Annotated in this window: 23 protein-coding genes; 13 read left to right on the forward strand and 10 right to left on the reverse strand. The window is 59.1% G+C overall.

Features of this window, described 5'->3' with window-relative positions; all coding sequences use genetic code 11:
- Positions 1-350 precede the first annotated feature (350 nt).
- The 4 genes from JNB85_RS23280 to JNB85_RS23295 all read right to left on the reverse strand — a co-directional run bounded on the left by JNB85_RS23280 (position 351) and on the right by JNB85_RS23295 (position 3,277).
- The gene (locus tag JNB85_RS23280; protein WP_220336652.1) at positions 351-1,049 is read right to left on the reverse strand and encodes a type 1 glutamine amidotransferase domain-containing protein; all 699 of its coding nucleotides are present in this window, start codon (positions 1,047-1,049) and stop codon (positions 351-353) included.
- A 578-nt stretch (positions 1,050-1,627) separates the two neighbouring features.
- The gene (locus JNB85_RS23285; protein WP_220336653.1) at positions 1,628-2,200 is read right to left on the reverse strand and encodes a VOC family protein; all 573 of its coding nucleotides are present in this window, start codon (positions 2,198-2,200) and stop codon (positions 1,628-1,630) included.
- A 165-nt stretch (positions 2,201-2,365) separates the two neighbouring features.
- The gene (locus JNB85_RS23290) at positions 2,366-2,728 is read right to left on the reverse strand and encodes an EF-hand domain-containing protein (RefSeq protein WP_220336654.1); all 363 of its coding nucleotides are present in this window, start codon (positions 2,726-2,728) and stop codon (positions 2,366-2,368) included.
- 366 nt (positions 2,729-3,094) lie between these two features.
- Entirely contained in the window at positions 3,095-3,277 is a 183-nt protein-coding gene (locus tag JNB85_RS23295) for a hypothetical protein (protein WP_220336655.1), read from the reverse strand.
- 274 nt (positions 3,278-3,551) lie between these two features.
- Between JNB85_RS23295 and JNB85_RS23300 the strand changes: the two genes are divergently transcribed.
- Both JNB85_RS23300 and JNB85_RS23305 read left to right on the forward strand, forming a co-directional pair.
- Positions 3,552-4,601 (forward strand): alpha/beta fold hydrolase, encoded by a 1,050-nt coding sequence (locus tag JNB85_RS23300; protein ID WP_220336656.1) that lies wholly within the window; start codon positions 3,552-3,554, stop codon positions 4,599-4,601.
- Between the two features lie 307 nt (positions 4,602-4,908).
- Positions 4,909-5,943, forward strand: a complete 1,035-nt coding sequence (locus JNB85_RS23305; protein WP_220336657.1) for an LLM class flavin-dependent oxidoreductase — start codon at positions 4,909-4,911, stop codon at positions 5,941-5,943.
- Positions 5,944-6,132: 189 nt separating this feature from the next.
- Here the strand turns inward: JNB85_RS23305 and JNB85_RS23310 are convergent, their stop codons facing one another.
- A complete protein-coding gene (locus tag JNB85_RS23310; protein ID WP_220336658.1) occupies positions 6,133-6,603 on the reverse strand; it encodes a YybH family protein in 471 nt (156 codons plus the stop codon).
- A gap of 345 nt (positions 6,604-6,948) precedes the next feature.
- On the opposite strand from JNB85_RS23310, the gene JNB85_RS23315 reads away from it, so the two are divergent.
- Complete coding sequence (locus tag JNB85_RS23315) at positions 6,949-7,629, forward strand: response regulator transcription factor (RefSeq protein WP_220336659.1); 681 nt, start codon at positions 6,949-6,951, stop codon at positions 7,627-7,629.
- A gap of 112 nt (positions 7,630-7,741) precedes the next feature.
- On the opposite strand, the gene JNB85_RS23320 is transcribed toward JNB85_RS23315, so the two are convergent.
- On the reverse strand, positions 7,742-8,848 hold the full coding sequence (locus JNB85_RS23320; RefSeq protein WP_220336660.1) for an NAD(P)H-dependent flavin oxidoreductase: 1,107 nt from the start codon (positions 8,846-8,848) through the stop codon (positions 7,742-7,744).
- 276 nt (positions 8,849-9,124) lie between these two features.
- Here JNB85_RS23320 and JNB85_RS23325 point away from each other — a divergent pair, with 276 nt between their 5' ends.
- From JNB85_RS23325 to JNB85_RS23345, 5 genes are all read left to right on the forward strand, one after another.
- Positions 9,125-9,850 carry an SDR family NAD(P)-dependent oxidoreductase gene (locus tag JNB85_RS23325; protein WP_220336661.1) on the forward strand — a complete coding sequence of 242 codons (726 nt, stop codon included), beginning with the start codon at positions 9,125-9,127 and terminating at the stop codon, positions 9,848-9,850.
- Complete coding sequence (locus JNB85_RS23330) at positions 9,844-10,314, forward strand: RidA family protein (protein WP_220336662.1); 471 nt, start codon at positions 9,844-9,846, stop codon at positions 10,312-10,314. Before JNB85_RS23325 ends, JNB85_RS23330 begins: the two co-directional genes overlap by 7 nt.
- 34 nt (positions 10,315-10,348) lie before the next feature.
- Entirely contained in the window at positions 10,349-11,338 is a 990-nt protein-coding gene (locus JNB85_RS23335; protein WP_220336663.1) for an enoyl-CoA hydratase/isomerase family protein, read from the forward strand.
- A 135-nt stretch (positions 11,339-11,473) separates the two neighbouring features.
- Complete coding sequence (locus JNB85_RS23340; RefSeq protein ID WP_220336664.1) at positions 11,474-12,025, forward strand: hypothetical protein; 552 nt, start codon at positions 11,474-11,476, stop codon at positions 12,023-12,025.
- 17 nt (positions 12,026-12,042) lie between these two features.
- Complete coding sequence (locus JNB85_RS23345) at positions 12,043-12,678, forward strand: cysteine hydrolase family protein (RefSeq protein WP_220336665.1); 636 nt, start codon at positions 12,043-12,045, stop codon at positions 12,676-12,678.
- Positions 12,679-12,800: 122 nt separating this feature from the next.
- Here JNB85_RS23345 and JNB85_RS23350 read toward each other — a convergent pair whose 3' ends face one another.
- The 4 genes from JNB85_RS23350 to JNB85_RS23365 form a co-directional block, all read right to left on the reverse strand.
- Positions 12,801-13,394 (reverse strand): NADPH-dependent FMN reductase, encoded by a 594-nt coding sequence (locus JNB85_RS23350; RefSeq protein ID WP_220336666.1) that lies wholly within the window; start codon positions 13,392-13,394, stop codon positions 12,801-12,803.
- 54 nt (positions 13,395-13,448) lie between these two features.
- Entirely contained in the window at positions 13,449-14,477 is a 1,029-nt protein-coding gene (locus JNB85_RS23355; protein WP_220336667.1) for a D-cysteine desulfhydrase family protein, read from the reverse strand.
- A 40-nt stretch (positions 14,478-14,517) separates the two neighbouring features.
- Positions 14,518-14,925, reverse strand: coding sequence for a tautomerase family protein (locus tag JNB85_RS23360; protein ID WP_220336668.1), 408 nt, complete (start codon positions 14,923-14,925; stop codon positions 14,518-14,520).
- A gap of 245 nt (positions 14,926-15,170) precedes the next feature.
- Positions 15,171-16,013, reverse strand: a complete 843-nt coding sequence (locus JNB85_RS23365; protein WP_220336669.1) for an SDR family NAD(P)-dependent oxidoreductase — start codon at positions 16,011-16,013, stop codon at positions 15,171-15,173.
- Between the two features lie 251 nt (positions 16,014-16,264).
- On the opposite strand from JNB85_RS23365, the gene JNB85_RS23370 reads away from it, so the two are divergent.
- The 5 genes from JNB85_RS23370 to JNB85_RS23390 all read left to right on the forward strand — a co-directional run bounded on the left by JNB85_RS23370 (position 16,265) and on the right by JNB85_RS23390 (position 21,400).
- Positions 16,265-16,933 carry a VOC family protein gene (locus JNB85_RS23370; RefSeq protein WP_220336670.1) on the forward strand — a complete coding sequence of 223 codons (669 nt, stop codon included), beginning with the start codon at positions 16,265-16,267 and terminating at the stop codon, positions 16,931-16,933.
- 196 nt (positions 16,934-17,129) lie between these two features.
- A complete protein-coding gene (locus JNB85_RS30510; protein ID WP_223216585.1) occupies positions 17,130-17,879 on the forward strand; it encodes an ATP-binding protein in 750 nt (249 codons plus the stop codon).
- Positions 17,876-18,244 (forward strand): response regulator transcription factor, encoded by a 369-nt coding sequence (locus JNB85_RS23380; protein WP_220336671.1) that lies wholly within the window; start codon positions 17,876-17,878, stop codon positions 18,242-18,244. Before JNB85_RS30510 ends, JNB85_RS23380 begins: the two co-directional genes overlap by 4 nt.
- Before the next feature lie 127 nt (positions 18,245-18,371).
- Entirely contained in the window at positions 18,372-21,029 is a 2,658-nt protein-coding gene (locus tag JNB85_RS23385) for a PAS domain-containing protein (protein WP_220336672.1), read from the forward strand.
- Positions 21,026-21,400, forward strand: a complete 375-nt coding sequence (locus JNB85_RS23390; RefSeq protein WP_220336673.1) for a response regulator transcription factor — start codon at positions 21,026-21,028, stop codon at positions 21,398-21,400. The genes JNB85_RS23385 and JNB85_RS23390 overlap by 4 nt, the downstream gene beginning before the upstream one ends.
- The last annotated feature ends 182 nt before the right edge of the window (positions 21,401-21,582 follow it).

Below are 21,582 nucleotides of genomic sequence, written 5' to 3' on the forward strand. Positions count from 1 at the left end.
AACAAGAGGCATCATGGTGATGGGCCAAACAAGACCGCGGAATTTGCCATCTCGGTCGCCGACGCCACAGATTGCGACCTGGGGGTTCTATTTGATGATCCTTGCCAGGCAGTGGACTTAAAGTTCGAACAGGGCAGGATCATATCAAAGGCATCGAGAACGCACCCTGTGCCCCATTTGAAAAGCTCCAGATATCAGGGGCTGGCCGCAAACGCCGCCCGGAGGGACTGGGAGCGTTCTCGAACTCAAAGCTTTCATTATTTCTCGGCACTCCGGTTCTTGCTGATTTGGCATCGGGATTGGCTAAGGGCTGCGGAGAACGTCCGGTGGCCTCAAGAGCTGATCGGTAGTCACGCCGCGGTTGAGGCGTGGCCACTTGTAAGCAGCTTCACCAGGTGCTGCGCGCCTGCTGTAGAGGATGCTGGGTTTTGTCCCGTGATAAGGCGACCGTCGGTGATAGCGAAGCTCTCCCAATTTCCTCTCTTTTCGTAGAGGCCGCCGAGCCGCGTAAGTTCATCCTCTACGAGGAACGGAACGACCTTCGTGAGTTGAACTTCTTCCTCCTCTGTATTGGTAAAGCCCGTCACGCGCTTGCCCTTCACGATAGGAGCGCCTTTGTAGGTAACCCGATGCAGAACGCCAGGTGCATGACACACCGCCGCGACCGGCTTTCCGGCATTGTAGAAGGCCTCGATCAGGGTGATCGAATCCTGATCCTCTGCCAGATCCCACATCGGGCCGTGGCCGCCGGGATAGAATACGGCGTCGAACTCTTCCGACCGCATGTCCTTTAGCAGCTTTGTGTGGGCGAACACTTTTTGGGCTTCAGGATCCTCTTTGAAGCGGGCCATCGCGGGTGTCTGGTTCTCAGGGAGATCGCTCTTAGGATCGACCGGCGGCTGTCCTCCTTTAGGTGACGCAAGAGTAAGGTCAATACCGGCGTCACGGAACACATAATAAGGAGCGGCGCCTTCCTCGAGCCAGAAGCCGGTCTTGCGCCCCGTGTCGCCGAGCGTGTCATGAGAGGTGAAAACCATTAGTATCTTCATCCGAAAATCTCCTTCCAGGTTAATCAGCCGAAAGAGCTGCGCCGGAGACTATGCTCTCGATGGATCGATGGTGCAGTTGAACATTGGTATTGGCGATACCAAGGTATTGGATGCAGCTTCACTACAAGATCAAAGAGGCGCTTTTACCGAGTTTAAAAGTGACCACAAACTTGCTCCCAAGCGTAAATGCGCGCGTCTACAGCCGTTCAGGGTTCGCGACCTACTGGAAGAAAAGTGCCCTGTACTGGGAACGCCCACCAAGAGGAAAACGCGCAGTCAGATAGCAACTGCACCAGCCTGATACCATCGTGATTTAGGGGGGCGTGTCGCACATGTTGCTCGTGCAGGAAACCTGTGAGTGACCTGACCTGGAGTTAAGCACCTTACCCGGCGACCAAGAAATCCCAGTTGACGACCACCGTTTCCTGCACCCAGAGCGGCCTCACGCGGCTCTTGCGCCTTTTTTAGAAAGACGGAGGGCCTTCTCGAACCGATCCGAGCAGCGCTCGGGGTGATAGCTCGCGCCGTAAACCTTCAGGAGAGCGCCGAGCGCGGCACGCCGCTGCCTGGCCTCGGTGTCACGCATTCGTGGCGGGGCCTGAGACGCCCCAAACTGCTTCATAAAGCTGCGTAGTGAAGCGGGTGTCACCTATTGCGCCCGGAAGCCGTGCTGTGACCTCCTGGACTGTCCAAACGTTTCCGTCCGGATCGGAAAACGTGAAATACGACGCATAGCTTTTCCGATCCGGATTGGGTCCAAGAACAATCCCCTTGCCGTTCGAATGATGGAATATCCCACCGACGTCGTGGAAGGGCTCGCTGGCAGCCACGCCTCGGCATAGCAGATCGGTCCTGGCAGCCTCGATGTCGGCGACCACGAGATGCATTCCCTGGGCGGAGCCGGGAGCCGCCAGTGTTATGTTCGTTCCGAACATAATCGCGCAACCCGATCCAGGAGGGCTCATCTGAACGATGCGATAGTCGTCTCCTACGGAGTGATCGATGTCGACTTGCCAGCCGATACTCTCGTAGAATTTCCGAGCGCGGTCGGAGTCCGACACAGATATTACGAGGAGTTCGAGGTTCATCCTAACTGGAGCGTTCTCTGGCGCGGCTTGGATGACTTTCGTTTCGAGTTCAAGATGGTTCATGTTCCGGCTCCTTAGTGTAAGTCGCCGTCGATCAGCCGGCGACGTGACTGAGGTAACCATCATCTTGTTCCGGAACCATTGGACCATAGTGTCGCCGATACTATGGTCTGTTGCACCTTCGCGAGCCGGAGAAGGACGGGGAGTATGGCTCCCGTTTTTCGATTCTCAACTTTCGGTGGAGTCATCAAGCTCCAGTATCGCCGCTGCCTGCAGCGCCGCCGGATCGTTCTTGGCATGCAGGTAATTGAGAAGCGAAGTCAACGACGGATCGGTCATCTCCGTAGGCATAAGTATGCCAGTGGAGTTCATCTCATCACGGCCGACAGCACCGTCGGCGTCGTGGTCCAGCCGCTGCTTCATATCCACCTTTGGACGGCCGCTGTCATCAACGGCAACTCCAGTCATCAGTATTTGATTGAAGTTCTCAAGTTCCTGCCCAATCAGCTTACCGTCCCCATTGCGATCGAACTTGGTGAAAGCGTTGTTGAGCATCTGGGTGAGAGGTGAAACGTCATTCGCAGTCGTCATGAAATCCCCAACATCTACTTGTAAATCGCGCATTCGGACGCGCAAGGTACTCTGTGGGCCGGCAAGCTTGAGTGTGCCTTGAGAGCTTAGCCAAGCCCGCGCTAGGTCAGCGGATGCATGGAATGGTCCATCTCAACATCTCGCTCTGAGGATTTCTTGAAGCCGCTGCAGGGTCGGAACTCCTGACTGGAGCCACCGAATGAGGTCCCGCGCCACGGCCTCCGCTTCCTCGCTCTTTCTGTCGCAGCGTCGAGCTTCACAGTATTCCCTGAGGACGTCTGCGGCTATCGACACCTCCTCCGGCATCAGCGGCCGGAGGCACGGCCTATCGGTTGGGCTTTGCACGATCGTATTTACCTCAATAGGTCAAGTGGCATCCGACAGACCGACGCTCGCTCCAGAACCGACGGAAGCAGATGGCACCCAGACACGCGTCGGTGCTCGTCGATCGCTGATGGCAATCAGGACCCCGACGATCGCCACCATGGCAATTACGATCACAACAAGCGGAAAGCTTGAGCCAGTATGTTCTTGGTCTCGGTAGGTCATCTTCTGCTCCCGATTTCTGGCCGCGACTGATCCGCAGCCGCCGGCTAGCGGAGACTATGTCGGGGGACAACCAGGAAGGCAGTGCACCTTGGTATAGGCGATACGTTTGTATAGGCGATACCATCGTGCAGTAGCGCGCTACACGGGTCAGTCTCAATGTCCCCGGATACGGATCCGCGACGGATATCGATACGGAAGGTCAGCGCAATGCTCTCCGAATCTGGATCGTGAACGCAGCCTAGCAGATGAGCAATCACCACCGGAGACTGGCGCAATGTCAAATTTCGTACCCGCAAATCTCACACGCCGATCGTTTGGCAGCGTTGCACTCGCCATTACCGCCGCGGGTGTCCTCGGTGAAAAGGTGGCCGAAGCCTCTCAGGCGACGACGCGTATGGACTTACCAACGGCTGCTACCGGAGCCATACTCGAAGCAAACAAGAGCATCGAGGCAGGGGACTTGCTTGTCTCCTATGCCGACCTGGGACCAGCGACCGGATCACCAGTCTTGCTGCTGCACGGCTGGCCCTACGACATCAACAGCTTCGCCCAGGTTGCACCGCTGCTTGCCGACCGAGGCCACCGCGTCATCGTTCCCTTCCTCAGGGGCTACGGGGGCACGCGCTTCCTATCAAGTGAAACGAAACGCAATGGCCAGCAGGCGGCAATCGCAGTCGATACCATCAAGCTGATGGATGCGTTGGGGATAAACCAGGCTACTATCGCAGGCTTCGACTGGGGAGCGAGGACGGCCGACATAGTTGCCGCTCTTTGGCCGGAACGCTGCAGGGCTCTGGTGTCAGTCAGCGGATACCTGATCGGAAGCCAGAGCGCAGGCAGGATGCCGCTGCCGCCGTCTGCCGAACTTCAGTGGTGGTATCAGTATTACTTTGCTACCGATCGGGGCCAGGAGGGCTACAAGAAATACACGAGCGATTTCGCCAAACTCATCTGGCATCTGGCCTCCCCGAGTTGGGATTTTGACGACCAGACGTTTGAGAGGAGCGCTGCCGCTTTCGTTAATCCCGACCATATCGAGATCGTAATCCACAATTACCGCTGGCGCCTTGGATTGGCACCCGGCGAGGATCGGTTCGACGAGTACGAGGCGGAGCTAGCAAAGGCGCCCGACATCTCGGTCCCGACAATCACACTCGAAGGCGACGCGAACGGGGCACCGCACCCAGATCCGAAGGCCTACGCCTTGAAGTTCCAGGCGAAATATGAGCACCGCCTCATCGCAGGGGGGATCGGTCACAACCTCCCGCAACAAGCCCCGGAAGCTTTCGCTCGGGCCGTAGCCGATGTGGACGGCTGGGCGTAGCTACCGACATCGGCGCAGACACAACCTCGAGGCTTTCAGGGAGCGCGCATCAATCGACAAGTTCATAGCGCGTCGGTTTGTGCTCGACGCCTGTTCGATGGCGACCCATCAAAATCCACATATCGAATCCTTCGATGAAATCGATCAGAAAATGCCGGCTAGTGCGATGCCCGCTGGTCGTGTGATGGTGGAAGCACTTTTAGATAGCACCGCTCCCTCTGTGACTGCACGGCGGCTAGCGTCCCTATGCGGGAAGAATGTTTCAGTAAGGCGACACCACCAGCTCAACCCCGGAAAGGAACGATGATTGGAAATCGGTATCGATAGTTTCGCAATGCTTTTGACCGACCCTGTCACGGGGCGATTGCAGCCAGCCATTGACCGCATGGAGAGCGTCCTGGCGGAGATAGAGCTCGCGGATCAAGTTGGATTGGATGTTTTCGGAATGGGCGAACACCATCGAGAGAACGCGCTCGATTCAGCTCCGGCCGTCATCCTTGCGGCCGCTGCCGCGCGCACTAAGTCGATCAGACTGACAAGCGCGGTGGCAGTCCTCAGTGCCGCCGATCCCGTGCGGCTCTTCCAGGAGTTCGCCACACTGGATCTGATATCCGGCGGGAGGGCCGAACTCGTGGTCGGTCGCGGTTCATCCGTTGAGGCCTATCCTCTTTTTGGATTCGACCTGCGTGACTACGACGCGCTCTTCGCCGAGAAGCTGGAACTCCTGCTGAAGATCAGGGAGCAACCGAATGTCACTTGGCAGGGCCGCTTTCGTCCTGCAATCAATGGCGAGGGTGTCTTCCCCCGTCCACACCAGCCGAACTTGCCAATCTGGCTGGGCGTCGGCGGCACGCCTGAATCCTTCGTCCGCGCTGGGACCCTTGGATTGCCGTTGATGGTCGCCATCATCGGCGGAAGCTTTGAGCGTTTCCTGCCTCTGGTCGATCTCTATCGTCGCGCATGGGACGCCGCCGGCCATCCCCCGCAGGACCAGAAGGTCGGTGTACATGCCCTGGGGTTTGTCGGAGAAACCGACGTGGTTGCCAGGGAGGCGTTCTTTCCGGGGTGGTTCCAGATGTTCACGGACGCTGGACGGGAACGGGGCTGGCCGTCGCCGACGAAGGCGCAATTTGAGCAAATGTGCGGTCCGGATGGCGCGTTCCTGGTTGGCAGTCCGCAGACGGTGGCGAGTAAGATTCTGCACGTTGACGAGATCTTGCGCGGTGTCTCTCGCATCACCTTCCAGATGAGCACCGCTGCACTGGAGACCGAGGCAATGCGTCGCTCTATCGAACTTCTCGGCACCGAAGTCGCGCCTCTCATCCGCGGACGGCGTCCTTAACCGCATCATCAAAAGACGCGGGGGCTCGAGGGAAGATACCACCCCCCTTATCGCAGGAGCGATCGGCCACAGCCTTCTCCGGAAGGCAACGGACACGTTCTCGCAGGGCACTCCGGATCCGCGGGCCTGAGAAGCGAAGTGTTTCCACTGTCGGTGGAAACACACGTTGCAAAGGCAACGCGGCTATGGTCAATTGCTGCTGCCGAAAATGATGTTTCGATAGGCTGCGAGCATCTCCGGATCTTCGACCGAGCCATGATGATGGAGTTGCCTCCAGACGCCGTCCAGCCGGACGAACCAGCGGGTTGTTCGGAAGGCGACATCGAGACTGTCGCTGGCGGTGCGGCACTTACCCCGCTCGCGACCGACGAACAGATGCCACTCCGGTCCACCCTGGCTGGTGAAGTCGTGGAACGTGACGTTTACTGTGGCGACGCCACCGAACAGCTTGGCATAGCCCCCCGCGATCTCCTTCCAACCGCGACGAATTCCCCCGATAGGGTTGTCCATGCTGGGCGCAGCCCCTGGGAACCAGATCGCCTCCAGCCCCACCATGTCGGCCGAATTGAATGCCCTGTAGAATTCGATCAGCGCATCCAGGGCGCCGCCATCACCTGCCTTCTGTTCTGCACCCGTGATCTCTTCAAGACGTTCTCTCATGTCGAAACCTCTTTCCGGAACCTATTCAGCTACGCCAATGCACTGGGCGTCGATCGGTCGACTGGAGGAAGTTGGCAAACACGCCCCAGAGCCAATCGACGAACGCAACATGGGCGGCGATGGTTGCGTAATCCATTGTACGATGGTGTCGGCGCAAGCTGACCGCGGAAAAATCCCGATGGGCCGCTGGCGATACCATCGTACAATGGACTTCTAGCGAGAACGGCGCATCCTCGGCCCGCGGTCGGAGCAAGCGCATTGAGCTGCCGCGCCGCAAGTTGAGAGTTGTGATATAGATACTTCGATTGGACGACGAGCCTGCTGTCTTCTCTGGGGATGAAGCACATGTATCGGATGATCTCGGCAATGACGAACGCAGCGCTTCCCGATTGCGGGGATATCGACCGACCAACCGTCGTGGTTATCGACGACGACATATCAGTCAGGGAATCCCTGGAGCTGCTCATAGTATCAGCGGGCTGGCAGCCCCTGCTCTTTGAATCCGCGCAATCCTACCTTGCAACCCCCCTCTTGTCGGCTCCGTGCTGTCTCGTACTCGATGTCAATATGCCAGGCCTGAACGGCCTCGATCTGCAGACCATGATCAACGTTGGCGGCAATCGCATGCCCATTATTTTCGTCTCCGGCTTCGGCGATGTCCCGATGACCGTAAAGGCGCTCAAGGGGGGCGCACTCGATTTTCTGACCAAACCCATCGACACGATGGCGCTTCTGGAGGCGATCCGAGCGGCACTCGCGCGGAGCGAAGAAATGCTACGCAGCGACGAGGAGCTTCGACGGCTGCAGCGGTTGTACGACACGTTAACAAAGAGGGAACGCGAAGTGATGATACGCGTGGTCAAGGGTCTCTTGAACAAGCAGGTCGCCTTCGAGCTCGATATAAGCGAGATCACCGTGAAGGCGCATCGCGGCCAAGTCATGCGTAAAATGGATGCCCGCACGCTTCCGGAACTAGTGAACATGGCTGCAAAGCTCCGCCTCGGAGAAAGTGTCGAGGCGGACTGAAGCGCACGGCAGCCTCACTATCAAGGCGTCCGACTCCCATGGCGATGGCAAGCGACGCCGATCCCGCGACGACGATTGCATACGGGTGAGGATGGCGCCTCATATTCGATTCCTACGTTTCCGAGATATTCGAACGCGAGCAGGCTCGGCGCTCGAGCACCACTAACGCTGCTTCGTAGAGGTTCCGGGTCAAATCGAAGGTTCCCATCCTGGGTGCAAGTCTCGCCGACTGGCCCGCCCATAGGTTTGTAAAGTCCCCGCGTGATGCCTTTTCCGCCTGTGCGCGCACGGCAGACAGCGCGGCTCCGGCTGTTGGGAACGCTGGCACGGCCTCTGAAATTGGACCGAGTTCCTGCATGAGGCGATTGACGATACCTCTGGCGGGGCGGCCGGTGAAGACGTTCGTGATCGCGGTACTGTCATCCCCCGCCTCGGCGAGTGCTTGCGCGTGTACCGCCGGGATCTTCGCCTCCGGACAAAAAAGGTAGGCCGTCCCGACCTGGACGGCGGAAGCGCCGAGCATCATGGCTGCGGCGACGCCCCGCCCGTCGGAGATACCACCCGCAGCAATCACAGGAACCGCTACGGCATCGACAACTTGCGGAACGAGCGCCATCGTTCCGACCTGTGTGGACATGTCCTGCGTGAGAAAGTTGCCACGATGCCCTCCGGCCTCAGAACCCATCGCAATGACAGCGTCGGCCCCATTCGCCTCCAGCCACACGGCTTCAGCCACAGTCGTTGCCGAAGACACGACCTTCGCCCCGGCCGCCTTCACGCGGTCCAATAGCGGCTTGGCAGGCAAGCCGAAATGGAAGCTCACCACCTCCGGCCTGTGCTCTTCGACAACTTCACAGAAAGCTTCATCGAAGGGCGCGCGACCCGCGCCGGATACGGGAGCGGCGGGGTCGAGATCAAACTCGACATAGTAGGACGCCAGCAACGCCCTCCATCGCATCTGAGCGACCGCGTCTACAGGAGGCGTTTGATGCACGAAGAAGTTTATGTTCAGCGGCGCCTTGCTCAAGCCACGTATGTTGCGGATCGCTGCTTCCAATTGATCGACGGTTAACTGCGCACTCGGCAGCGAGCCCAATCCGCCAGCCTGCCCTGCGGCGACCACCATCTCGATCGTCGTGGCTCCCGCCATGGGCGCCTGGATGATCGGAAGCTCAATACCGAAAAGATCGAGAATGCGTCGGTCTGGCCAGCGCGTCATATCAGACACCATCCCATTCGTGTGGCTCGAGCACTGCTTAGATCCTTGCACGTGGTGAGTCTATTGCACCTGATGATCTCACACCCGATCCAAAGGTATCGGGGACACCTTTGTACAATAGCTGGAAGCGCTGAACCGCGAGATGGTGTCGTCACGGCAGGCGGCAGCGATCGTCCCTATCCGCAGCAGCAGAGACATGACTTTGAATATCCTGGCGAACCTGCCGCGCGTCGGCGGGAGCGGAGGATCGTGCGTGGTCGAACAATGGAGGTGCTGATGAGCACGCAGAAGACAATCTTGATTACCGGCGCGTCGCAGGGGATCGGGGCAGGACTGGTCAGATCGTTCATCGAACGAGGCTACAATGTCGTCGGCACATCGCGCCGTGTCACGGAAGCATTGCTGCCGGACGCTCCGGAACACCTGGAACTGGTCGATGGCGACGTGGGCGATCCAGTGACCGCCGAACGCGTGGCGCGACGCGCAATCGAACGCTTCGGATCGATCGACGCGCTGGTGAACAACGCGGGCATTTTCTTCACCAAGCCGTTCCTCGAATACACGATCGAAGACCTTCGACAGCTTACCGCGACGAATGTCGAAGGATTCATCCACTTCACGAAGCACGCGATCCGGCAGATGCTCCGCCAGGGCTCGGGCGGAAGCGTCGTCACGATAACGACATCGCTGACAGACCACCCGATCGCCGGCGTGACCGCGTCCTTCGCCATGATCACCAAGGGCGGCCTGAATGCGGTCACGAAGAACCTCGCGATGGAATTCGCCAAAGACAACATCCGGGTGAACGCCGTCGCTCCTGGCATCGTCGACACGCCGATGCATAAAAAGGATCCGAAGGACTTTCTGAAATCTCTTTCGCCAATGGGCGCGATCACCGCTGTCCAGGAAATCGTCAACGGCGTCGTCTATCTGACGGAATCCACCAACATCACCGGGGAGGTGCTGCACGTCGACAACGGCGCACATTTGGGAAAATGGTAGTCGCTGGCGCTGATGCCCGATTGCGGGATCTTGGTATCGAACTCCCTCCCCCGCCAAGGCCTTTCGGCGCCTATGTCGAGGCAGTACAGATAGGCAAGCTTCTCTTCCTGAGCGGAATGCTCCCCGTGATCGGACACGAAGCGGTCTACCACGGGCGCGTCGGCGAGGATCTTTCGGTCCCTGAAGGCTACGACGCTGCCCGTGTTGCCTGCCTTAGCGGGCTCGCCGCCGCGAAAGCGCACCTGGGGTCGCTGAACAAGATCAGCCGTATCGCCAAGCTCGGCGTCTACATCGCATCGCCCGGCGGTTTCCAGGAACATCCGAAGGTGGCCGACGGAGCATCCGAGCTTCTGCGCGACGTGTTTGGCGCGTCGTTGGTTCCGCCCCGCATCGTCCTCGGCGTCTCCAGTATTCCGTTGGGAATGCCGGTCGAAATCGAACTCGTGCTCGAAATCGAATCCTAGCGACATCGTTCCAACAACCTGAATGGAGGTATTCATGAAAGTCAGATCAACCATCTCGACAACCGCTGTCGTCGCGTCGTCGCAATTCGTGACGGCTGCCGCGGTGTTCATGCTTCCGGCGCTCGCTCTTTCCGGGCAAACAATGATTGCGGAAAAGACCGATCGTCCCGCCGACGCCAGGTCACAGCCGGCGAGCGAGAAGCCGCAGATCCGGATCGACAAGCGCACACCCACATATTGGCGCGTCACCTTCGACAATCCGCCTTTCAACATATTCGGGCCGGAGACAATTCCGCAGATGGAGAAGGTCGTCGCGGAGATCGAAGCGGACACGAACCTGAGGGTCGTCGTCTTCGACAGCGCCGTGCCGGGCTTCTTCCTCACCCACTACAACTTTACGCCGCCGCTCTCCGAATCCACAAGCCTTCCCTATGGGAAGACCGGGCTCCACCCCCTGCCGGACATGCTCGTTCGCATCAGCAAGGCCCCCGTTGTCTCCATCGCGCTCATCCGCGGGCGAGCCACGGGCGTCGGCAGCGAACTGGCGCTCGCCAGCGACATGCGGTTTGCCAGCAAGGAGAATGCAATCCTTTCTCAATGGGAGGTCGGAGCCGGCTTCGTTCCGGGTGGCGGTCCGATGGCGCGCCTCCCGCGTCTGATGGGGCGCGGCCGCGCGCTCGAAGTGCTTCTCGGCTCCGATGACATCAACGGCGAGCTCGCCGAGGAATACGGCTACGTCAACCGTTCGTTCGACGACGATAAGCTCGACCCGTTTGTAGATGCGCTCGCCGCCAGGATTTCTGGTTTCGACCGCCAGGCGATCGCCGATACGAAACGCCTCGTCGATTTCGCCAGCCTTCCAAGCGATCCGGAAGTCGGAGCGGGCTGGGACGCGTTCATCCAGTCAGTCCAGCGCCCCGTGGCGCAGAAGAACATCGGCCGCCTGATGGAAATGGGGCTTCAGACGAACCCGGACATCGAAGAGCGCCTCGGGCACTACACCCAGACTTTGGCCGACAACTAGGCCAAAGCCGCGCCCGCGCGTTGGAACGGCAGGTCGCGCGGGCGCACATCCTGCCAATCGTTCCAGTCAGAGAAATCGCGCCCCAGCCGCGGAAATTTTCCGCACCGACAACCCAACCAGCGATGGAGAAGTCACATGCACAGCATCGAAAACCAGATCGTCGATTCCAGCTTCTCGGCAATCATCAACGCACCGATCGAACAGGTGGATATACCGAAGTGGTGCTTCACCCTGCCCGAGAAGGAATACCAGGGATGCTCTCCGGCACACATCGCCGCAGGCTTCACAACGGCGCCCGACGGTACGCGCATGTCGATCAATGTCGAGACGATCGGCGGCAGCCTGATGGTCCAGCATTATCTCGAGACCCTCGGCGAGAAGGATCATCTCATCCTCGACTCCGATTCCGACGTTTTCACACCGAATGGCCGCGTGACGATCCACGTCACCTGGGAGCTCAGCGTCAAGAAACTCGACGCGGGTCGATGCGAGTTCACCAACCGGGTTAGGTCTTATGCGACGGACGAGATGATGGCCTCTCTCGACCGCCAGGGAATCCCGTTCGAGATCTTCCGGACGCAGCGGCAACCGATGTCGATCGCACACAACAAGGGCGAAACGCCCCTGTTTGCGGTAAGCATCGAGCGGGCGGCGCTGAAGAACGCCGCCTCCACGAAAGCCGCCTGATCACCGGAGGAATACCCATGACACAACTGTCTTTCGAGCGGAACAATACAGGTCTGCTGGTGGTCGATCCATACAACGACTTCATTTCCGAAGGCGGCAAGATCTGGCCGAGGATCAAGGAAGTGGCCGAGGCGAACAACTGCGTGCCGCACATGCTCCAGGTGCTGAACGCTGCACGCGAGGCCAAACTTCGCGTCTTCTACGCAATGCATCACCGGTATCGCGCCGGCGATTACGAAAATTGGAAGTTTATCGCTCCTATCCAGCGCGCGGCATGGCATCGCAAGAGCTTCGAGTTCGGCACCTGGGGCGGAGACTTCCGCGCCGAGTTCGTGCCACAACCGGGCGAAGTCGTCGCCTCCGAACACTGGTGCTCCAGCGGTTTCGCCAACACCGATCTCGATCTCGAGTTGAAGCGGCATGGAATCCAGAGGCTCATCGTGATCGGGCTCGTCGCGCATACCTGCATCGAGGCAACCGTGCGCTATGCCGCCGAACTCGGCTACGACGTGACCGTCGTTAAGGACGCGGTAGCCGACTACTCGCCGGAAATGATGCATGCGGCTCTTGAGGTCAACCTGCCCAGCTATGCCAGCGCTATCGTCGATACGAGTGAGATCCTTTCGGCACTATCGGTAGCTCAGGCTGCCTGATGGTGAAGGGCAACAAAAACCCCGGCGGACCATAGAGTCAGCCGGGGTTTTACCTGTCGCTTACGTGACCTCTGAAGCAATGGAGAGTTGCGGAGTCGGTTGCTGAACTCCGCTTTGACCCTTCACGCTTCGGAAGCTTTGGCTGCCATCGTCGCCTTTGCCCACCAGACCAGCTCGTCGAGCGCTGTCTTGGCCGATGGCAGGAGATTTGCCTCGATATCCTCGATCGGCTTGTTTCCGCCCATCGGAAATACCGCGAAGAAATCGCTTCCGCCAATGTGAACGGCTGCATGCGTGGAGACCATCTGCAGCTCGACGCCGATCCCCCTGAGATGTTCGAGTGCGCGCGAGCCGCCAGTGCTGCCATATGCGATCGCAGTGAACGGCTTGCGGTTCCACTCAGTGTAGGCCTGATCGAGCGCGTTCTTCAGCGCCCCCGTAATCGAGCGATTGTATTCTGCGACGACGAAGATGTAGCCGTCGTACCGCCCGACGGTCTGCTGCCAGCGGACCGCTTCCGGATCCTGGCTAGGCGCCCATGCATTGGATGCCACCTCATGGAAGAACGGCAGCGGATGGTCACGCAGGTCGACCACCTCCACATCCATATCGTCGCGGGCCTGCGCCTGCTTCAGCATCCACTGCGCTGGTTTGTCTCCGAAACGGGTCGGACGGGTTGAGCCGATGATGACGGCGATTTTTGGTTTGGAAGCCATGCGATCCTCACTTCTGTTGGTTTCTGTCTATACCCTATGCCCCTCGTTCGAGGGTTAGTCGTCGTTCAGAGCATCGGCGTATGCGTAGAGCCCTGGCGAACCTCCGGTCATTAGGAAGAGGACGTTTGATCCCGGCGTGATGGTGCCGCTGTCGAAATCGGAAAGCATGCCGGCGAATGCCTTGCCTCCGTAGACGGGATCGATGAGAAGACCTTCCGTGCTGCCGAGCAGCCTGACAGCCTCGACCATCTCCTGTGTCGGAACGCCGTAGCCGCCTCCGAGCTGCACGCCGCTGATCCTGAGATCGCCAGGCCCTACCTGCTCCTTCCTGGACATAAGCTGGAGAACCGAATTGACCTTGTCGACCGTAGCGGCAATGCAGGCATCAACGGGTGACAGGACGGTGTGAGCCAGTACTCGGGAAGGTTCACGGCCTGCGACCACCATTCCCGCCGCAAGCCCAGCATGCATTCCACCGCTGCCATTCGGGATGACTACCTGGTCGAATTCCACTCCCAACTCGGCAGACTGCATCGCGATCTCGAATGCGCAGTCCACATAACCTAGGCACCCGACTGGCGTCGAACCGCCAAGGGTGGCCACAAATGCCTTGCGCCCGGACGCGGCCAGCTCGGACGCCCGGCGCGACGCAAACCCACCCGCATCATCCCCCGGCTTCAGGACGTGCAGGCGTGCTCCGAACAAGCGATCCAGCAGGACGTTCCCGTTCTCCTGATAGATCGCCGTATCCCGAGGAACCATCTGTGCGAGAACCAGCTCGCATGCCAGGCCGGATCGCGCACACGCCGCGGCGGCGAGCCGGGCGAAGTTCGATTGGACTCCTCCGATCGCCACCAGGGTGTCGCACCCTTCGGCCGCGGCCTGCCCTACAAGGAATTCAAGCTTGCGCAGCTTGTTGCCGCCTCCCCCCAACCCCATAAGGTCGTCCCGCTTCGCCCATATCGTGATACCCTTTGCACGCGAACCGAGGACACTCTCGAGGCGGTCGAGGCGCTGAATTGGCGTCGGACCCTCAATCAGGCGAGTGTGAGGAAAGCGGCTGAGGAGCGGTGTTTTTGCCATCGGACTGTCTCCACGAAGGTTGATGTGCGGCACGACTGCCTCAGTCGGTTCTGTTTGCAGTCAGTTCTCCGGTCATGAACTGAGCCCGTCCCATACCGAACGACCAGTCCTCGTCCGAATTCTCCACGATCGAGACCATGACATCGGACGGCTCGATACCGCATTTTATTCGAAGCGACCGAGCAAGCGTTTCGTATAGGACGAGCTTCGACGTGCGTGAGCGCACGCGGCTGATGATTTCGACAAGAACGAATCTTTCGGATCTATCCAAACCGAGACCGGTATCAAGGACTTGAAGATGCGATCTCTCGTGCTCCTCCAATATCTGATACCTATCTCGGCGCGGAACGCCGAACGCTTCGACCACGACATCGTGGGCGACGTCGAGCAGCGTTTGAAGTTCATCGACACTGCGCCCTTTGAAGACGTGGATCTTCACCAATGGCATCGGTCATCTCCTTCTTCGGTGCTGTGCTTCGTCATGACGTGGATCCGCATCCCGACGGCGTGCAACTCGCACCGGAATTCCGAGAGTTGAGGTAACCGATGCTACGACCTCCACCACCTTCTGAAGGCGCGAAGGGAGATTTCGTCTTTGATACGTTTGAGCATGATGCCAGCGCACCTATTAACGTGGCGAGGACGACTGCCTGCCGTCCTGCTGGCACCCACGATTTGAGCGCGATCGGCAACTTAAATTCCTGCATGGGACGCTCCGGGCGTGGCATTCTGGGGAATCGCTGCGGGGCGATATCGCGGCGCCGGAATGCTCCGCGACAGGTTTGGCATCAACTTCTGCCTCGCCGCCTCATACGCATTCCAGTCATCCGCGTCCGGAATGGACGGAAGCGTCACCAGTTCACCCATATCCAGGCCTGCTAGAGCAGCGTCCACAGCGTCGTCGGCTTTCATGACGATACTGTCTGGAAGATGCTTGAGCGATCCTCCGGAAGCCTCCCAGAACGGAGTCTCCACAGCCCCCGGAAGGACGGCCTGAACGCGAATGCTCTTCTCGGCAAGTTCCTTGTGAAGCGAGAACGTCAGCGCGAGAACGAACGCTTTGGTGGCACCGTAGACACCGTTGAGAATTTCAGGGGCGAGAGCAAGCGCCGAGGCGACGTTGATGATAGTACCTCTTTCCCGCTCCACGAAGGAAGGAGCGGCGGCATAGACCAGTCGGGTCAACGCGATGACGTTGATCCGGATCATGCGCTCCATGTCCTCAACGTCAGAGACAAGGAGTGGCTGCACCGCGCCAACGCCTGCATTGTTTACGAGCATGTTGATCGATGGGTCGCTGCGGAGAAACCCCTCTATCTTGAGAAGGTCCTCCCTGGCGCCGAGATCCGCTCTCAGCGTCGTCACGCGGCGCCCCGTGACGCGAGCAATCTCTCCGGCCACGTTCGTGAGTTCGTCCTGCCTGCGCGCCACGAGCACCAGATCGTAGCCTCGTCTGGCGAGCCTATCGGCATAGATCGCACCGATACCTGAAGATGCACCGGTGATCAGAGCTGTTCCTTGGGAGGATTGCGTCATCTAGCGTCTCCGTGCTGAGCGTCCGTGGACGTGCTGCCCATCCTGACCGTTGGCCTTTGCCGTCCTTAGGGATCGTCCGAAGTCTGCCGGGAATCCATAGGACGAAGGTATCGGCAATACCTTGGGTGGTTTTTTGGGGAGCGATCTTAAACTGGAACCGATACCATCGGACAATGGACGCGACCGCTGCACGAGCGCACCGTAGCGCCGTCTGCTAGTAGTCCGCAGGCACACACCGAGGGAGAAGGAGAATGGACATCAAGGAGCGCAGCACCCAGTCTGCCGCCGTAGTGAACGACATCGACACGAAGCTTGAGGTCGTTGTAATACCGGTATCCGACGTTGATCGCGCGAAGTCCTTCTACACGGGCCTTGGCTGGAGACTTGACGCCGATGTCTCTGGCGCAGACGGCTTCAGGGTCGTCCAGGTAACGCCTTCAGGATCGCCCTGCTCGATCATCTTCGGCAGGAACGTCACTGCGGCCGTACCGGGATCAGCCCAAGGACTCCATCTCATCGTCTCGGACATCGAGATCGCCCACGCGGCACTCGCCGCTCGCGGCGCTGAAATGAGCGGGGTCTTCCATGACGCGGGTGGCGTGTTCCATCACAAAGCCACCGATGAGCGCGTTCCCGGCCCTCACCCCTCTCGCGCCAGCTATGGCTCGTTTGCCTCCTTCAGCGATCCTGACGGAAACGGATGGCTCCTACAGGAAGTGACCGCGAGACTTCCCGGCCGCATCGAAGCCACAGGTGCAGCTTTCAGCTCCGCCGCCGATCTTGCGGCCGCGCTTCGTCGTGCCGCCGAAGCCCATGGCGAACATGAGAGACGCATGGGTGGGAAACACGACGATGCATGGCCGGACTGGTACGCCGAATACATCGTGAGCGAGCAGTCGGGCGGTCCTCTCATGACTTGATAAGCATTGTGCGTGGCGGCGCTGAACGAGCGATGAGACTAGCGGCGTCACGGGGCTCGCTCATTTTCCGCCGATACCGACACCATTGCACAATAGATTGATACCAGCAGAGTGAGGCATGATCCGGTGACGACATTGCCCCCGCAAAAGGATGGAGCGACAGTCGGACGGCGAACGGGTACGGCAAGCAATTCGGATGTTCCAGCTCACGAAGGGATATTGTGACGACGCAGAATTCGGACAGTATCATGCAGACAATACGCTGCCGCGGCATGCTTCGGCCCAGATCGCCGCGATGACCGGTAGCGATCGGCTTAGTCGGTGCATGGAAGAAATCCTGACAATCACGGCTCTTCCGACTACCTGGATCGGAAAAGGCCTTGATGACATTGGCAAGAGACTCCTGGATGTCGTCGGCCCTCTATTGAACCTCGATTTCCTGGTTCTGAGAATTGCCTCGCGCCAAGGCGAACAAACCACCAACATCACCTGGTTCGGGAAACTCGCTGGCTTGGAAGACGCGAGTGGTTTCCGACATGGCCTGACAGCCATGCTTGGCGATGTGACTTCCACGTTATCTGCCGCTACTACGTTCCAACGGGGCAAATCGACGTTCTCCTGTGTTCTACAGGAACTCGACGCAAACGTCGCCAACGGCGCGCTGGTTGCCGGCTCCCGTGAGGACGATGGAGGCGTGAAACTGACAGTTGCCGACACTGGGTGCGGATTGGCAACTCTGGAAACAGATCGCCTGTTTGATGCCTTCCACACAACGAAACCCGATGGCATGGGCATCGGTTTGTCGGTAAGCCGCTCCATAGTCGAAGCGCATGGAGGTAAGATCTGGGCGACCCCGGGTTCCGCAGGCGGTGCAATATTTGGCTTTTCGATAAGGGCCTGGAGAACGCAGGACAGCCCCTGCGCGACTAAGGCGGATCGGCAATGACGAGCGAGCGCGCGCTGGTATCTGTCGTTGATGATGATGAGTCGGTCAGAGAGTCTCTTCCCGACCTGATCCGGATATTCGGATACGACGTCCGTGCATTCTCCTCTGCCGACGACTTCCTAAATTCCGAATGGGTGGCAAGAACGAACTGCCTGATACTCGACGTCGCCATGCCTGGCATGTCCGGTCCAGAGCTTGAGGAAGAGTTGATCCGTCGCGGTGACCGAATTCCCGTCGTCTTCATAACAGCCCACAAGGATGAGAACGATCGAATTCCACTCATGCAGAACGGCGCGGTTGCCTGCCTGTTCAAGCCGTTTAGCGATGTCGCCCTCCAGGAAACGCTGGATCGGGTTTTCGCCTAGGAGCCTGTGAGCTCGGGTGCAATCTCAGCAAAGTCCGCCAGCGTCCGACACCATAGGATAATGTACGACAGGTTGCGGAACCCATACAGTGCACGAAAAGGGTAGCTCAGCCCTTGAAAGGACATGCATGCAGACGGAACTCGGTCGGGTTCTCGACACGCTGCCTGGGATGGTGTTCAGCGCTCTTCCGGACGGACGCATCGATTTTGTGAACAAGGACCTGGCAGACTTTTCCGGCGTCCCGATGACCGAGACAGCCATGTGGGAATGGCCAGTGCACGCGGAACCTGCGCAGGCGTCGATGATCCTGCAACGCTTTCGATCGATGCTGTCTCGGGGTGAGCCATTCGAGATGGAGATCCCAACCCTGCACGCTGACGGCGAGCCCCGCCTTCTGAGGGTTCAGTGCAACCCAATGCTCACAGACGGCGATGTCCAGAAATGGTATGGTCTTGCCTCCGAATCTGGGCTTGGAAGCAGCGATAGCCGTTCCGAGCACGAAACTGACTTTCAGCGCATCGTGGATAGCATTCCTGTTCCAGTCGCGGTCACCACACCGACCGGAGACGTTGAAGCATTGAACAATCCCGCTCTCGAATACTTTGGCATGACGCTGGAGGAACTGAAGAACTGGAAGGCGATCGAAGTCGTTCACCCCGAAGACCTGCAGCAAACCATCGCCGATCAGCTCGAGGCTCACAGGACAGCGACCTTCTACAATGTCGAAAGCCGGCATCTCCGCTCGGACGGCGTATATCGGTGGCACAATGTGCTTGGCTTGCCATTCAAGGATCGCGACGGAAATATTCTGCGTTGGTTTCATCTTCTCGTCGACATTGATGACCGCAAAAAGGCTGAATTGGCGCTCGCCGCGCGCGAGCGCGAAGCGCAACTCGTATTGGAAAGCATCCCGGCCGGGATCGGCGTCCTCGCTCCAGATGGAGAGGTCGAGGCGGTCAACGGACCGCTGCTGCGGTACTACGGCCGCACGCTCGATGAGCTGCGCGAATGGGGCAGTACAGATGTCGTTCATCCGGACGACATGCCCCGGATGATCGCAGCAGTGTCGGATGCCGTCGCATCCGGATCTCCGTATGATACAGAGGTGCGTCTGCGGCGCGCCGACGGAACATATCGGTGGTTTCAAGTCACCGGACATCCCCTGAAGTCGGCGGATGACAGGATCATCCGGTGGTACGCCCTTCACATGGACATTGATGATAGGAAGCGGGCAGAAGACGCGCTGGCGGAACGTGAGCGCGAGTCACGATTTGTCATCGACGGCATAGCTGGAATGATTGCGATCTTTTCGCCGGACGCCAAACTGATTGGCGGCAACCAGCAGATAATCGACTATTTCCAGCGGCCTATCGAGGAGCTCGACAACTGGGCAACGAATGGAATCACCCATCCCGACGATCTGCAGATCTGCATCGACAGTTTCATGGGAGCCATCGCGACCGGAGAGCCCTATGATTACGAGACTCGCTTCCTGCGCCACGATGGAACGTGGCGCTGGTTTCAGCTTCGCGGGTTGCCATTGCGAAACACCGACGGTCAGATCGTGCGTTGGTATGGCCTGCTGACGGATATAGACGATCGAAAGAGGACGGAGGAGAACCTTCGCAGAAGCGAAGCCTTTCTTGCCGACGCCCAACGTCTCAGCAAGACTGGAAGCTTCTCACTCAAGCTAGCCACCGACGAAGTTACCTGGTCGGCGGAAACCTATCGCATCTTCGACGTCGATCCATCCTCGAGGGTCACGCTGCGCACGATTCTGTCGCGGCTGGATCACGACAGTCTCGCAAGGGTGCAGCGCGTACTCGAACGCGCGCGCGAAGGAAATGGCGACTTCGACTACGACATCACGCTCGTTATGCCCGACAAGTCGATGAAGCACGTTCGCATGCTGGCGCACAGTGAACGAAACAAGGACGGCGAGCAGGAACTGACTGGCGCGGTGCAGGACGTAACTGAAAGCCGGCGGGCAGAAGAAACACTCAACGAGGTTCGGTCCGAGCTCGCCTATGTCACGCGTGCGACAAGCCTTGGCGTACTGACCGCGTCGATCGCCCACGAAGTCAATCAGCCTCTTGCCGGGATTGTCACCAATGCGAATACATGTCTTCGCGTGCTGACTACGGAACCTCCCAACATGGAGGTCGCGAAAGATACGGCTCGCCGCATGATCCGCGATGCCAACCGGGCCGCCGACGTGATCGTCAGGCTGCGGGCGCTGTTCAGCAGAAAACCTCCGAGCATCGAGCCGATCGATATGAACGAGATCGCAAGCGAAGTGATCGCGTTGGCACTGAGCGATCTCCAGCGGGCGCGCGTGTCGGTCGCGACAGAATTCGGCCCTGACCTACCACGCGTCGCAGGTGCGCGTGTCCAGCTCCAGCAGGTGATCATGAACCTGCTCCGAAACGCCATCGAGGCTCTGGCTGGGATCAACGACAGACCGAGGCAAATCATAATCAGGACGCAAGCAGACCCGACAGGTGAGGTCAAGGTTTCAGTGAGTGACGACGGAGTTGGCTTCGGCTCTCAAGGGACGGGACGGATCTTCGACGCATTCTACACCACGAAACCCGATGGCATGGGCATCGGACTATCTGTCAGTCGGTCCATAGTCGAAAACCATAATGGACGGCTGTGGGCGAAGGCAAACGATAGCCATGGCGCAACAGTCGCGTTTGCCATTCCGATACATGATGTCGCCAGAGAATCTTGCGACGTTGAAGCGCGAGTCAGGCCAGACTTGACCTCCGGGACAGTCCGATGAGAAAGCGATCAAAGCTCGTATCAGTGATCGATGACGACGAGTCTGTGCGAGAAGCTCTCCCAGACCTGCTCCGATCGTTCGGTCTGTCGGTGGAAGCATTTCCATCCGCGGAGGCCTTCCTCGAATCGCAGGCACTGGAAGCCAGTGACGGCATCATCCTGGACGTGGCAATGCCGGGCATGACGGGTCCCGAATTGCAACGCGAACTTAGACGTAGAAATCTACGCGTTCCGATCATTTTTGTGACCGCATTCGCTGACGAGATGGCACGTGCACGCTTGCTAAGCGACGGAGCGGCGGGATGCCTGTTCAAACCGTTCAGTGACGAGGAGCTGCAGAGTGCGCTCCGCCTCGCCTCGCTCGTGACCTGACGCCCCCCCCGCAGACTGGTCATGGAGACTGACGTCACAAAATTCGTCAGCCGGCGGCCAACCCTCGTTTGCAACACTGAGGCAGACGGTCATGCCGAGTTAGACAGTCGCCGTCGGAGAGAAGCACGGGGGGCGCCGCGCTCGGTTGATAAACACTGGGCGGGGAAGAAGCGACGGCGGAT

This window comes from Rhizobium mesosinicum (assembly GCF_019511345.1).
Taxonomy (GTDB): Bacteria; Pseudomonadota; Alphaproteobacteria; order Rhizobiales; family Rhizobiaceae; genus Rhizobium; species Rhizobium mesosinicum.

What these genes read in the sequence shown, in the direction of transcription:
- JNB85_RS23280 (WP_220336652.1), bottom strand. Translation starts at nt 1,049, where the DNA reads ATGAAGATACTAATGGTTTTCACCTCTCATGACACGCTCGGCGACACG.
- JNB85_RS23285 (WP_220336653.1), bottom strand. Translation starts at nt 2,200, where the DNA reads ATGAACCATCTTGAACTCGAAACGAAAGTCATCCAAGCCGCGCCAGAG.
- JNB85_RS23290 (WP_220336654.1), bottom strand. Translation starts at nt 2,728, where the DNA reads ATGACGACTGCGAATGACGTTTCACCTCTCACCCAGATGCTCAACAAC.
- JNB85_RS23295 (WP_220336655.1), bottom strand. Translation starts at nt 3,277, where the DNA reads ATGACCTACCGAGACCAAGAACATACTGGCTCAAGCTTTCCGCTTGTT.
- JNB85_RS23300 (WP_220336656.1), top strand. Translation starts at nt 3,552, where the DNA reads ATGTCAAATTTCGTACCCGCAAATCTCACACGCCGATCGTTTGGCAGC.
- JNB85_RS23310 (WP_220336658.1), bottom strand. Translation starts at nt 6,603, where the DNA reads ATGAGAGAACGTCTTGAAGAGATCACGGGTGCAGAACAGAAGGCAGGT.
- JNB85_RS23315 (WP_220336659.1), top strand. Translation starts at nt 6,949, where the DNA reads ATGTATCGGATGATCTCGGCAATGACGAACGCAGCGCTTCCCGATTGC.
- JNB85_RS23320 (WP_220336660.1), bottom strand. Translation starts at nt 8,848, where the DNA reads ATGACGCGCTGGCCAGACCGACGCATTCTCGATCTTTTCGGTATTGAG.
- JNB85_RS23325 (WP_220336661.1), top strand. Translation starts at nt 9,125, where the DNA reads ATGAGCACGCAGAAGACAATCTTGATTACCGGCGCGTCGCAGGGGATC.
- JNB85_RS23330 (WP_220336662.1), top strand. Translation starts at nt 9,844, where the DNA reads ATGGTAGTCGCTGGCGCTGATGCCCGATTGCGGGATCTTGGTATCGAA.
- JNB85_RS23335 (WP_220336663.1), top strand. Translation starts at nt 10,349, where the DNA reads ATGAAAGTCAGATCAACCATCTCGACAACCGCTGTCGTCGCGTCGTCG.
- JNB85_RS23340 (WP_220336664.1), top strand. Translation starts at nt 11,474, where the DNA reads ATGCACAGCATCGAAAACCAGATCGTCGATTCCAGCTTCTCGGCAATC.
- JNB85_RS23345 (WP_220336665.1), top strand. Translation starts at nt 12,043, where the DNA reads ATGACACAACTGTCTTTCGAGCGGAACAATACAGGTCTGCTGGTGGTC.
- JNB85_RS23350 (WP_220336666.1), bottom strand. Translation starts at nt 13,394, where the DNA reads ATGGCTTCCAAACCAAAAATCGCCGTCATCATCGGCTCAACCCGTCCG.
- JNB85_RS23355 (WP_220336667.1), bottom strand. Translation starts at nt 14,477, where the DNA reads ATGGCAAAAACACCGCTCCTCAGCCGCTTTCCTCACACTCGCCTGATT.
- JNB85_RS23360 (WP_220336668.1), bottom strand. Translation starts at nt 14,925, where the DNA reads ATGCCATTGGTGAAGATCCACGTCTTCAAAGGGCGCAGTGTCGATGAA.
- JNB85_RS23365 (WP_220336669.1), bottom strand. Translation starts at nt 16,013, where the DNA reads ATGACGCAATCCTCCCAAGGAACAGCTCTGATCACCGGTGCATCTTCA.
- JNB85_RS23370 (WP_220336670.1), top strand. Translation starts at nt 16,265, where the DNA reads ATGGACATCAAGGAGCGCAGCACCCAGTCTGCCGCCGTAGTGAACGAC.
- JNB85_RS30510 (WP_223216585.1), top strand. Translation starts at nt 17,130, where the DNA reads ATGTTCCAGCTCACGAAGGGATATTGTGACGACGCAGAATTCGGACAG.
- JNB85_RS23380 (WP_220336671.1), top strand. Translation starts at nt 17,876, where the DNA reads ATGACGAGCGAGCGCGCGCTGGTATCTGTCGTTGATGATGATGAGTCG.
- JNB85_RS23385 (WP_220336672.1), top strand. Translation starts at nt 18,372, where the DNA reads ATGCAGACGGAACTCGGTCGGGTTCTCGACACGCTGCCTGGGATGGTG.
- JNB85_RS23390 (WP_220336673.1), top strand. Translation starts at nt 21,026, where the DNA reads ATGAGAAAGCGATCAAAGCTCGTATCAGTGATCGATGACGACGAGTCT.